Here is an 11,856-nt window from a genome sequence, read left to right as displayed (position 1 = left end):
GGCGCCCTAAACCCCGGCCATTCTTGGAAGAATTTTTCTTCACCGCTAAGTGATTCTGGCGACTCGCGATTTTGCAGAACACCCCTCCGGCGCGCCGGAGGGGGTCTGGACACGCGAGTCGGTGTGATTCATTGTTTGTTAAAGGGCAAATCGGGCGGGCTAATACAGCCTTACAGATCGGGAGAATTACATGCGGTCGGCGGAGGCATCCGGCGCCAGCGTTACCGGATTCGGTGCTGGCAGAGGTCAGGCGGCTTCCCGCCGCCCGGTGAGCGTCGTGGACACTGCGTCCGTCTCGCGGCCATTTCGCATTTCCCTGTCTCCCATCACCCTAGCGGTGGCGCTGACATCGCTGCTGGCGGCAACGCTGTTCGTGGCCTATGACGCCGCCCGCACTTTCGATGATGCCCGCCGCGACCTGTCCATCATCGGCGCGGTGCTGGCATCGGAAATTTCCGGCATGAGCGCCGAGGCCGCCAGTGAAGCAATCGGCGCGTCGGGCCAGCGCTTCGGCGCGATCGCCCAGGCAAGCCTGGTGACGTCGCCTGCAGCGTCGGGCGACGAGCTGACCGTGCCTGCGGGACCGCATGGCATGCTGTCGCTCGAAAGCGCCCAGGCGAGCCATTGGACCGGCATCGGCCAGCGCGGGGCGGCTGCCTTCGGGCTGGCGGGGCTGATCGTGCTGCTGGTGGCGCGGCGGCGACGCGACGACATGCCCGACATGGTGCAGCGCGACAATTACCGCACGCTGGCCGCCGCCATTCCCATGGGCGTGGCCTGCTGGAGCAAGAGCGGCAAGCTCATCGTCTGCAACGAGCAATATCGCAGCCGGCTCGACCTCAACAGTTTCAGCATGAGCTATCAGGATGCCGTCAAGCGCCTGACCATCGGCGGCTATATCAAGCTGGTGAACGAGGACGACGGCAACAAGGTGCTGGAGCTGCATCGCGAAGACGGCTCGTGCCTGCTGATCGACGAGCGGCCGTTGGGCGACGGCGCCCTGATGACGCTGATCAGCGACGTGACCGAGGCCAAGAAGACCGACACCATGCTCCATGCCATCAGGCAGGAACAACGGCTGCTGGCCCGGCGCTATCACGAGGAAAAGCTCAAGGCCGAGGCGGCCAGCCGCAGCAAGACCAATTTCCTCGCCCATCTCAGCCACGATATCCGCACCCCGCTCAACCACATTATCGGCTTTGCCGAGCTGATGCGGCACCAGACCTATGGGCCGCTGGGCGATGCGCGCTATTCGGACTATGTGCAGTCCATCAAGACATCGGGCGAACACCTGCTCGCATCCTTCGCCACCATTCTCGACCTGGCCGAGCTCGAAAGCGGGCAGAAGGCGCTGCGCAGCGAGCCGGTGGCCATTGACGAACTGCTCGACGGCGTCATCCAGCGTTTCCGGGCGCAGGCCTCGCGGGCCGGCATCGTGTTCGTGCTGGGCGAGGCCAGCGGCGCGGTGGTGCGCGGCGACCGGCTGGGCCTGTCGCGCATGGTCAGCAATATCGTCGAAAACGCGCTGCGCTTCACGCCTGCGGGCGGCAAGGTGGCACTCAATGCCTTTCCGGCGCGCGATGGCGTAGTGGTGGAGATCACCGATACCGGGCTGGGCATGAGCGAGGAGCGGCTGGCCAGCCTGTCGCAGCCCTTCGCGCTGGGCGATTCCACCTTTACCCGCGAGGGCGTCGGGCCGGGACTGGGCATTTCCATCGCGCGGGCCATTGCCGAATTGAGCGGGGGGAACCTCGCCATCGATTCCAGCCCGTCGCTGGGCACGACGGTGGCGATTTCGCTGCCCCTGCCGGTGGCGAACGCCTTGCAGGCGGCGTGAGATGATCAACCGGGACTGGCACGAAACGCACCGCATGCCCAAGAATGCCAATATCGAGCAGCGCATTGAATGGCATATCGAACATGCCGAACAATGCGGTTGCCGGGATATCCCTGAAAGCGTCAAGCGCGCGCTGGAGCAGCGGGGCACGCCGGTGCCGCCGCGGCGGGTGGAATAGAGTTTCTTACTTTCCCTATCTCAAGGCCGGTGCATGTGACTCAACCCCACCCCACCCTCAATCCCTCCCCATCAAGGGGAGGGAAGCCTGTCCGGTGGATGAGGGAATATTGGACCACTGACATTGCCCATGCGCCTCCCTCCCCTTGATGGGGAGGGATTGAGGGTGGGGTGAGGGGAGCCACCGCGGAGGGTTAAAGCCCCCAGGCCGTCTCATACCATTTCGCCACCGCAGCGCTCACTTCGCCGCGCATCTGGAGCAGGTCCAGTTCCAGCCGGCCGAAATCGGGATAGTGCGTCAGGCCGGCCAGCAATTCCTTGAAGGCGTCGGTCCAGGCTTCGTCCTTGAAGGGACTGACCAGCGCCGAGCTCATCACCTGCAGAACCGTCGAATAGGTGAGGTGGATTTCGGCCAGACGCGCGCCCTCAGGCACGAGGCCGGTTTCGGCCAGCCGGGCGAGGACGCGGGCGGTGAGGGCCTGGGGCAGGCCGATCGTCTTGCCGGCGACCAGTTGCGCCGACTGGGCGATGAATTCGAGATCGACCAGGCCGCCTTCGGCCAGCTTGAGGTCGAAGGGATGGCGGGCGGGCCGTTCCTTGGCCATCAGCGCGCGCATGGAGACGACGTCGTCAATGGTCTTGGCAACGTCGCGGGAGCGGCTCATCACCTCGGCAATGGCGGCATCGACCTCGGCGCCGAAGGCATTGTCGGCGGCGATGACGCGGGCGCGGCTGAGGGCGAGGTGTTCCCAGGTCCAGGCATTGTCGCGGTGATAGGCGCGGAAGCCGCCAATGCTGGTGGCCAGGGGGCCGGCATTGCCCGAGGGCCGCAGGCGCATGTCGGCCTCGTAGAGCACGCCTTCGCCGGTGGGCGAGGTGACTGCTGCGACGAGGCGCTGGGTGAGGCGCGTGTAGTAGTGGTTGGTGGTCAGCGGTTTATCGCCGTCGGATTCGGCGTCGGGCGCATCGTAGAGCAGGATAAAATCGAGGTCTGAGGTGACCGTCATTTCGCGGCTGGCCATCTTGCCGAAAGCGAGCAGCGCGACGCGGCCGCCGGCCAGCCGGCCATGGCGGCGCTCGAATTCGGTGCGGACGCTGCCGAACAGGCGATTGACCAGCGTCTCGGCCAGAGCGGTGAACTGCTCCCCTGCCCCAGTTGCGCTGACCGTACCGGACAGGAGGCCAGCGGCGATGAGGAATTTCTGCTCCTGCCCGATAATGCGGGCCCGATCGATAACTTCCTCATAGGAGCGGGACTCGGCCAGGAACGCATCGACCTTGGCGATCAGTACGTCGCGATGCGTCACGTCATTGGCGAAGGCCGGATCGATCAGTCCGTCCATCACATGGGCGCGGTGGATGACGGCCTCGGACATGCGGGGGGCCGAGGCCATGAGCTGAACCAGCAGCCGGCGCAGGTCCGGATGGGTGCGCAGCAGCGAGAAGAGCGGTACGCCGGCCGGCAGCCGTGACAGGAAATCGTCGAAGCGCAGCAGGGCATCGTCGGCATTGCCCGCCTCGCCGAGCGTAGCCAGCAAAGCGGGCAGCAATTCGGTGAGGTGGGCGCGGGCGGCGGCGGCGCGGGTGGCGGCATAGCTGCCATAGTGCCACTTGCGCACCATTTCGATGGCCTTGGAGGGATTGGCGAAACCCATGGCAGAGAGGGTTTCCACGGTGCCCGGATCGTCGTCGCTGCCGGTGAAGACGAGATTGCCTTCGCCGCTGCCCAGCGTTTCGCCTTCGGTGAAAAGCTCGGAATAGTAGCCGACCACGCGTTCCAAAGCGGCGCGGTAGGTGGTTTCGAAGGCGCGCAGGTCGGGCTCGCCCATCAGCCTTCCGATGACGGCCACTTCTTCGGCCGAGGCAGGCATGGTGTGGGTCTGCTCATCGCGCAGCATCTGCAGTCGGTTTTCGACACCGCGCAGATACCAATAGGTCTGGGTCAGCTCGGTGGCGGCCTTGGGCGTGATCCAGTTGGCATCGGCCAGGGCCGCCAGCGCATGGGCCGTCGGCTTGACGCGCAGGGTCTTGTCGCGGCCGCCGGCAATGAGCTGCTGGGTCTGGGTGAAGAATTCGATCTCGCGGATGCCGCCGCGGCCGAGCTTCACATTGTGGCCCTCCACGCGGATATCGCCGACATTCTTGGCGATGTTGATCTGGCGCTTCATCGCCTGGATATCGGCAATGGTGGCGAAGTCGAGATGCTTGCGCCAGACATAGGGGGCGAGCTCGCGCAGGAAGGCCTCGCCCACCTGGCGGTCGCCGGCACAGGCGCGGGCCTTGATCCAGGCGGCGCGCTCCCAGTTCTGGCCGCGGCTCTCGTAATAGGCGAGCGCCGCGTCGAAGGAGATGGCGACGGGGGTGGAACCCGGATCGGGGCGCAGGCGCAGGTCGGTGCGGAACACATAGCCATGGGCCTGGCGGTCCTCCATCAGGGTGACCAGCTTCTGGATCATGCGAGAATAGATTTTCGTGGCTTCGCCGGGATCGGCCAATACGGCCTTTTCGGGGTCGTAGAAGGCGACGATGTCGATATCGGAGGAGTAGTTCAGCTCCTGCCCGCCATGTTTGCCCAGGGCGAAGATGGCGAGCCCCGAATTGGCTGCTGTGGCCTGCTCGGCAGGGATGGCCAGCACGCCCTTTTCGGCGGCGCGGCGCATCAGCAGGTTCAGCGCGGCGTCGAGCGCGGCATCGGCGAGGTCCGACAAGGCGGCTGTTGCCTGCGCCGTGGTCCAGGCACCGCCGGTTTCGGCGATGGCGGCGAGCAAAGCCGTGCGGCCCTTGGCGATGCGGAGGATGGGAGCTAGCTCTTCCTCGGTGGCGGCGGTGGCGCCCTCGACGGTGTCGATGATGTCGGTAAAGGCGCCGTCGGCACTGTCAGCAAGGGTGACGACCAGCCAGTCGGCATTGTCCTGCGCCAGCGCCAGCAGGTAGGGCGCGGATTCGAGCAATGGTCCGATGGAAGGGGTGGCAGCGGCGAGCGCGGCGCGCTGGTCGGCCGGAAGCTCGGCGAGCCAGGCGTGGACAAGCGGCGTGGCGATGGGCGGCAGGGCGGAGAGCTTGATGGCCATGAGCGAGGGATAGCTTGGCGGCGGGTTGGGAGCAAGGTGGGGACTTGCTCAGGCGCCTCTTCCCTTCTCCCCTTGAGGGAGAAGGTGCCCGAAGGGCGGATGAGGGGTATCGCGCTATCCAGAAGCATTGAAGCATGGGAGGGCGCAGGACCCCTCACCCGGTTTTCCGCTGGACGCGGAAAACCGCCCTCTCCCTCAAGGGAAGAGGGGAAGAAGGTCAGGCTGGCAGATCGATCACCGCGCGTACCCCCGGCGCATTGTCCTCGATGCGGAAGGTTCCGCCATGCAACCTTGCCACGGCATCAACCAGCGACAGACCAAGACCCGAGCCCGGTTCGGAGCGGCTTTTCTCGAGCCGGACAAAGCGTTCCAGCACGCGCTTGCGGTCGGCTTCGGGGATGCCGGGGCCGTTGTCGGCGACTTCGATGAGCGCGCGACCATCCTGCTGGCGCAGGCCGACGGTGATGCGGCCCTGCCCTTCCCCGACCGGCTTGGCGTATTTCACGGCGTTTTCGAGCAGATTGACCATGGCCTGCCCGATCAGTTCGCGATTGCCGCGCAGATGCAGGCCCTCGGCAATCGATGTTTCGACGACGATGCCCTCGTCCTCGGCCACCGGGCCATAGAGCTCGGCCATGTCGCTCACGACGGCGCTGACATCGACGTCGGCAAGCGCCCCCGAGGGGGCGCCGGCCTCGGCACGGGCGATCATCAGGAGGGCATTGAAGGTCTGGATGAGGCGGTCGCTCTCGGCAATGGTGGTTTCCAGCGCCTGCTGGCGGACTTCGTCGCTGGCGCCGTCGCGCAAGGCGGTTTCGGCCTGGTTGCGCAGGCGGGTCAGCGGCGTCTTGAGGTCATGCGCGACATTGTCGGTGACCTCCTTGAGGCCCTGCAGCAATTGCTCGATGCGGTCGAGCATGGCGTTGAGATTGGTGGCGAGGCCATCGAATTCATCATTGCGGCGCGTGACCGGGACACGCTCGGACAGGTTGCCCGACATGATCTTGGTCGAGGTATCGCGGATCGTGTCGATGCGGCGCAGCACGCGGCGGGCGGTGATGCCGCCGGCTACCAGCGAGAACAGGATGATGCCGAGCACGCCGAACAGGAAGCTCTGCACGATGATGGCCGAAAAGCCCTGGCGCTCCACCACGTCGCGGCCGACGACCAGCCGCATGCCATTGGTCAGCTCGACCGAGCGCACCACGGCAAAGCCGGTGCGGATGCGACGGGGCGGTGTATCGGCGCCATCAGGCGGATCGATGAAGGGATTGGCCCGCTCGTAGTCGAAGCTGTAGATGCCCGGTTCGATCAGCACATCGGGCGGCACATCGGTGACATTGCCGAGCAGGTACTGGCCGGTGGCGTCGCCGAGATAATAGACGCCCGGCCCCGGCGCGCGGGAAATGCGTTCGAGGGCAAAGGCCAGGGCGCGGATGCCCTGCACCGCGTCGATGCGCTGCAGCACCCGCACCTCGCGGTCGATGTCATTGGCCTGCTGGCGCTGGATCTGCACGCTGGATTGCCAGGTGATGAAGGCCAGCAGCAGGATGGCGAAAAGTGAAAAGATCAGGATGAACGTCGCCGTCAGCCTAACCGTGGATGTGCGCCAGATCTGGGCGAAGCGGGTCAAGATCTACTCGCGGATCATGTAGCCGGCCCCGCGCACGGTGTGCAGCAGCGGGGTCGCGTGGCCCTTGTCGATCTTGGAGCGCAGGCGCGACATATGCACGTCGATGACATTAGTCTGGGGATCGAAATGATAGTCCCAGACATTTTCGAGCAGCATGGTGCGGGTCACTACCTTGCCGGCATTCTTCATCAGATATTCGAGCAGGCGGAATTCGCGCGGCTGCAGCAGTACGGTTTCGCCATCGCGCTCGACCTTGCGGGAGAGCCGATCGAGGCTGAGGCCGGCGACCTGATAGCTGGTGGCGGCTTCGGAAGGGCTGGAGCGGCGCGCCAGCACTTCGACGCGGGCCAGCAGCTCGGTAAAGGCATAGGGCTTGGTGAGGTAGTCGTCGCCGCCGGCGCGCAGGCCGGTCACCCGATCATCGACCTCGCCGAGTGCGGAGAGAATGAGGACGGGTGTCTTGTCGCCTTCGGCGCGTAGCGATCTCGACAATGGAGAGGCCATCGCGGCGGGGCAGCATGCGATCGACGATGAGGACTTCGTAATCCATGCCCGAGGCCATGGCATAACCCGTTTCGCCGTCGGCGGCGTGATGGGTGATATGGCCGGCTTCGTCGAGCGCCTGGATGAGATAGCTCGCGGCTTCCCGATCATCTTCGATCAGCAGGATTTTCACCGCGACGCTCCGTGGTGGTTGGCGGGGGCGCGGCCCCGGGGAAGCCCCGGAGCCGCAGGAGTATTACTCGGCAGCCAGCAGCAGGCCGATGAAGCGGTCGTTGCCGTCGCGGCTGGCCTTGATCAGGGCGGTATTGCGCCCCTGGGCCTTGACCGCGTCAAGGGCCGCCTCGAATTCATCGAGGCTGCTGACCGGCGTGTTGTTGACTTCGAGGATGGCATCGCCAACCGCCAGGCCCTTTTCGGCAGCAGCCGAATCCGGCTCGACGTTCTGGATCAAGAGACCACCCGAGCCGTCAGAGTTCGGCACCAGGGTCAGGCCGACGCTGGTTTCGGCCGGCAGCGGGGCCGGCGGAACCGGGCTCTGGCCCTGATCGGCCTCGGCCACCTGCTCTTCGTTCAACGTGCCGAGCTGCACCGACAGCTTGGTCTCGGCGCCATCGCGCCAGACGGTCAGCTCGACGGTGGATTCGGGCGACTTGCCGGCAATGGTGCGGCTGAGATCGAGCGCGTCATCGATCGCATCGCCATCGACTGCGGTGATGATATCGCCCGACTTGACGCCGGCCGGACCGGCAGGGCCGTCCTCGGCCACATTGCTGACAATGGCGCCCTTGGCTTCGGCCAGGCCGACACCATCGGCAATGTCACGGGTCACATCCTGGATGCCGACGCCAAGATAGCCGCGGGTCACGGTGCCGCTGTCGATCAGCTGGGCGACGATGCCCTTGACGGTGGCTGCCGGAATGGCGAAGGCGATGCCGACATTGCCGCCATTGGGCGAATAGATGGCGGTATTGACGCCGACCACTTCACCCTTGGTATTGAAGGCCGGACCGCCCGAATTGCCGGTATTCACGGCCGCGTCGATCTGCAGGAAATCGCCGTAGTTGGAGCCGCCGATATTACGGCCCGAACCGGAGATGACACCAACGGTCACGGTGCCGCCAAGGCCGAACGGGTTACCCACGGCAACCACCCAGTCGCCGACGCGGCTGGCTTCGGTCTCGAAATTGACGAAAGGCAGGTCGGTGCCGTCGATCTTGACCACGGCCAGGTCGGTCCGCTCGTCGGTGCCGACGATTTCGGCAACCTGTTCGGTGCCATCGTCGAAGACCACGGTGACCTTGGTTGCATTCTCGACCACGTGGTTGTTGGTGACGATATAGCCATCAGCCGAAATCACGAAGCCCGAGCCGGCGGCCATGAAATGGCGGGGCGCCTGCTCGCCACGCGGACCCTGGCGGCCGAACTGATCGCCAAACTGGTCGAAGAAATCGTGGAAGGGGTGATCGGGGGGCAGATCGGGGAAGTTGAAATTGAACTCGCCGCCGCGCCGCTGCACGTTGCGCGGGCTTTCCTCGGCTTCGACGAGGATGGACACCACGGCCGGCTTGACTGCTTCCACCAGGTCGGCAAAGCCGGCATGCGGCTGCGTCGCTTCGGGAACGATGATCTGGGCGGCGTTCTGCACCTGGGCAGTGGCGGCCTGACCGGTCATAACGAAAGCGGTGGAAACACCGCCAATACCAACCAGCAGCGCCAGGGCAGAGGCCCCGAGCCAGCGGCTGGTACGCTTCAGAATGGTCGAGCGCATGTAATCATTCTCCTTCGGCAAGCCCTCAACAGCTTGTGGGCGTAGATATGGAACGGGCGATCTTTCTGCGAGGTTGCGCCAACATTAAACCTTGGCAATGTTGGCGGCGGGAATGGGGCGGAGATTATGGCGGGGCATCGCCTGGCCGGGATAGATGCTCTTAGTAGCCCTCATGGTGAGCTTGTCGAACCACGAGGGCGTGGCAAGATCGGCGTGCCCACCCTCGTGGTTCGACAGGCTCACCATGAGGGTTTTCGGGCAATGCCCCCTCGCGGGCGCTTGCTACTTCAACTCGTCCAGAGCCGCCTGCTCCTCAGCGCTCAAGCCAGCCTCGACCGCCCGCCTCCGGCGTCCGACCACGACCAGGGTCCCCAGGCCCACCAGCAGCAGGGCCGGCGCGGCGATCCAGAGCAGGATGGTGTGGCTGTTCACGCGCGGATTGAGCAGCACATATTCGCCGTAGCGATCGACGAGATATTGCCGCACATCCTCGTCGCTATCGCCGGCGACCAGTCGCTCGCGCACCAGCACTCGCAGGTCTTTCGCCAGGTCCGCATCGCTGTCGTCGATGGACTGGTTCTGGCAGACCAGGCACCGCAGGCCGGCCGAAATGTCGCGGGCACGCTGCTCCAGCACCGGATCATCGAGGACTTCGTCGGGGCTCAGCGCCACAACCGGAGTGGCGAGGCACAGAGCCAGCAGGAGCGCGCGGAGCCAGGTCATTCGGCGGCCTGTGGCGTTTGCCTGGCCGCCCGGCGCGGGGCGCCGACGCGCAGTTTGCGGTCGGTGAGCGAGAGAAATCCGGCCCCGGCCATGAGCAGGGCACCCAGCCAGATCAGCGTGATATAGGGCTTGTGCCAGATGCGGACCACATGGGTATCGTCCAGCGGTTCGCCGAGCTGGAGATAGAGCTGGGAGAAGCCGTAGGTCTCGATGGCCGCTTCTGTCGTGGGCATACCGGAGGCGACATAAGTGCGGCGGTCGGCCAGCATCTGCCGCTTGTCACCACCGGGCGCGGTGATGGTGAAGCGGCCCTCGTCGGAGATATAGTTCGGCCCCGGAACCTGGGCGAAGCTGTCGAAGGCGATGAGGTAGCCCGACAGTTCGGTGCTTTCGCCCGGATTGAGCGTGGTGACCCGCTCGGTCTCCCAGGCCGTGGTGGCGACGATGCCGAGCACGGTGATGCCGATCCCGAAATGGGCTATGGCGGTGGACCAGGCCGAGCGCGGCAGGCCGAACAGGCGGCGGGCGCTTTCGCCCAGCGGAATGCGGCCGAGCTTGCTGCGATCGACCAGTTCGGCAATGGCGCCGAAGGCGACCCAGAAGCCGAGCAACAGGCCGAGCGGGGCGAGGGATATGCTGACGCCGCCCAGTGCCGAGATCAGGATGGTGGCGAAGATGGCCAGGGCCGCCGCGCCGATCAGCCGCTGGGCGGCCCCGACGATGTCGGCGCGCTTCCAGGCCAGCAGCGGCCCGAAAGGCAGCACCAGCAGCAGTGGCGCCATCAGGGAGCCGAAGGTGAGATCGAAGAAGGGCGCGCCGACCGAAATGGTGGTGCCGGCCAGGGCATCGAGCAGCAAAGGATAGAGCGTGCCGACCAGCACGGCGCCGACAGCGGTGGCGAGAAACAGGTTGTTGAGGATCAGCGCGCCTTCGCGACTGACCGGGGCGAAGAGGCCGCCCTGCCGCAGCGTCGAGGCGCGGAAGGCGAAGAGCGCGAAAGCGCCGCCAATGACCAGCGCCAGCAGCGTCAGGATGACCAGCCCGCGCGTAGGATCGCTGGCAAAGGTATGGACCGAGGTGAGGATGCCCGAGCGCACGAGGAACGTGCCGAGCAGCGACAGGGAGAAGGTGATGATGGAGAGGAAGATCGTCCAGATCTTCAGCGCGTTACGCTTTTCCATCACCAGCGCGGAATGGAGCAGAGCCGTGCCCGCGAGCCAGGGCATGAAGCTGGCATTTTCCACCGGGTCCCAGAACCACCAGCCGCCCCAGCCGAGTTCGTAATAGGCCCAGTAGGAGCCCATGGCGATGCCCAGGGTCAGGAAGGTCCAGCTCAGCATGGTCCAGGGCCGCACCCAGCGCGCCCAGGCCTGATCGATGCGGCCGGAGATCAAAGCTGCGATGGCGAAGGAGAAGCAGATCGAGAAGCCGACATAGCCGGCGTAAAGCAGCGGCGGATGGATGGCGAGGCCGATATCCTGCAGCACCGGATTGAGATCATTGCCCTCGAGGGGTGCGGGGATGAGCCGGGCGAAGGGGTTGGAAGTGAAGATGGTGAAGCCGGCAAATGCCGCGGTGAGCAGGCTTTGCGTCGCCAGCACCAGCGCCAGCAGGTCACTGGGCAGCCGGCGACCGAAGGCGGCCACCATGGCGCCGAAGGCGACGAGGATGAGGATCCACAGGACCATCGAGCCTTCATGATTGCCCCAGACGCCGGAAATCTTGAAGATCAGGGGTTTCAGCGAATGGGAATTGTTCGCCGCCAGCAACAGGCTGAAATCGGAGGTGACGAAAGCCTGGATCAGCGCGGCGAAGGCCACGGCCACGAGAATGAATTGCAGCACCGCGCCCTGGCTCAGTGCCAGCGCGATCCGCTGGCCGGAGCGCCAGAAGGCAAAGCCGCCCACGGCCGAGACCGCTGATATGGCAAAGGCTAGGATGAGAGCGAAGTGGCCGAGTTCGATGCTCATATTTGGGGAGCCTCGGCATTCGCGAATATGGCGGCATCACCCCCACCCTTGATCCCTCCCCACAAGGGGGAGGGAGACGATGGCGCCTGGCGCAGTGCGTCTCCGATCACGGAGCAGGCTTCCCTCCCCCTTGTGGGGAGGGAGTGAGGGTGGGGGTATGCCAGGCACAAAGT

General features: G+C 65.4%; 7 protein-coding genes and 1 pseudogene. 2 read left to right on the top strand and 6 right to left on the bottom strand.

From position 1 onward, the window contains the following. Window positions 1-277: 277 nt before the first annotated feature. The gene (locus FPZ08_RS02175) at window positions 278-1,837 is read left to right on the top strand and encodes a sensor histidine kinase (protein WP_186767175.1); all 1,560 of its coding nucleotides are present in this window, start codon (window positions 278-280) and stop codon (window positions 1,835-1,837) included. A 34-nt stretch (window positions 1,838-1,871) separates the two neighbouring features. Next, window positions 1,872-2,015: a hypothetical protein gene (locus FPZ08_RS21815; protein ID WP_186767338.1), complete on the top strand. Its 144-nt coding sequence runs from the start codon at window positions 1,872-1,874 to the stop codon at window positions 2,013-2,015. A 193-nt stretch (window positions 2,016-2,208) separates the two neighbouring features. Here FPZ08_RS21815 and FPZ08_RS02170 read toward each other — a convergent pair whose 3' ends face one another. The 6 genes and pseudogenes from FPZ08_RS02170 to FPZ08_RS02145 all read right to left on the bottom strand — a co-directional run bounded on the left by FPZ08_RS02170 (window position 2,209) and on the right by FPZ08_RS02145 (window position 11,683). Beyond that, complete coding sequence (locus FPZ08_RS02170; protein ID WP_146288468.1) at window positions 2,209-5,085, bottom strand: bifunctional [glutamine synthetase] adenylyltransferase/[glutamine synthetase]-adenylyl-L-tyrosine phosphorylase; 2,877 nt, start codon at window positions 5,083-5,085, stop codon at window positions 2,209-2,211. A 217-nt stretch (window positions 5,086-5,302) separates the two neighbouring features. Then, the gene (locus FPZ08_RS02165; protein ID WP_146288467.1) at window positions 5,303-6,718 is read right to left on the bottom strand and encodes a sensor histidine kinase; all 1,416 of its coding nucleotides are present in this window, start codon (window positions 6,716-6,718) and stop codon (window positions 5,303-5,305) included. Between the two features lie 3 nt (window positions 6,719-6,721). Continuing rightward, window positions 6,722-7,394 (bottom strand): annotated as a pseudogene (locus FPZ08_RS02160) (winged helix-turn-helix domain-containing protein). Window positions 7,395-7,457: 63 nt separating this feature from the next. Further along, entirely contained in the window at window positions 7,458-8,990 is a 1,533-nt protein-coding gene (locus FPZ08_RS02155; protein ID WP_146288466.1) for a Do family serine endopeptidase, read from the bottom strand. 282 nt (window positions 8,991-9,272) lie between these two features. Further along, window positions 9,273-9,713: a cytochrome c-type biogenesis protein gene (locus FPZ08_RS02150; protein ID WP_146288465.1), complete on the bottom strand. Its 441-nt coding sequence runs from the start codon at window positions 9,711-9,713 to the stop codon at window positions 9,273-9,275. After that, on the bottom strand, window positions 9,710-11,683 hold the full coding sequence (locus FPZ08_RS02145; RefSeq protein WP_146288464.1) for a heme lyase CcmF/NrfE family subunit: 1,974 nt from the start codon (window positions 11,681-11,683) through the stop codon (window positions 9,710-9,712). Before FPZ08_RS02145 ends, FPZ08_RS02150 begins: the two co-directional genes overlap by 4 nt. Between the last annotated feature and the right edge of the window lie 173 nt (window positions 11,684-11,856).

It is taken from the genome of Devosia ginsengisoli, assembly GCF_007859655.1.
GTDB lineage: Bacteria > Pseudomonadota > Alphaproteobacteria > Rhizobiales > Devosiaceae > Devosia > Devosia ginsengisoli.
Note: the sequence above shows the minus strand (reverse complement) of the source record. Positions and strands in the feature narration are given on the sequence as shown.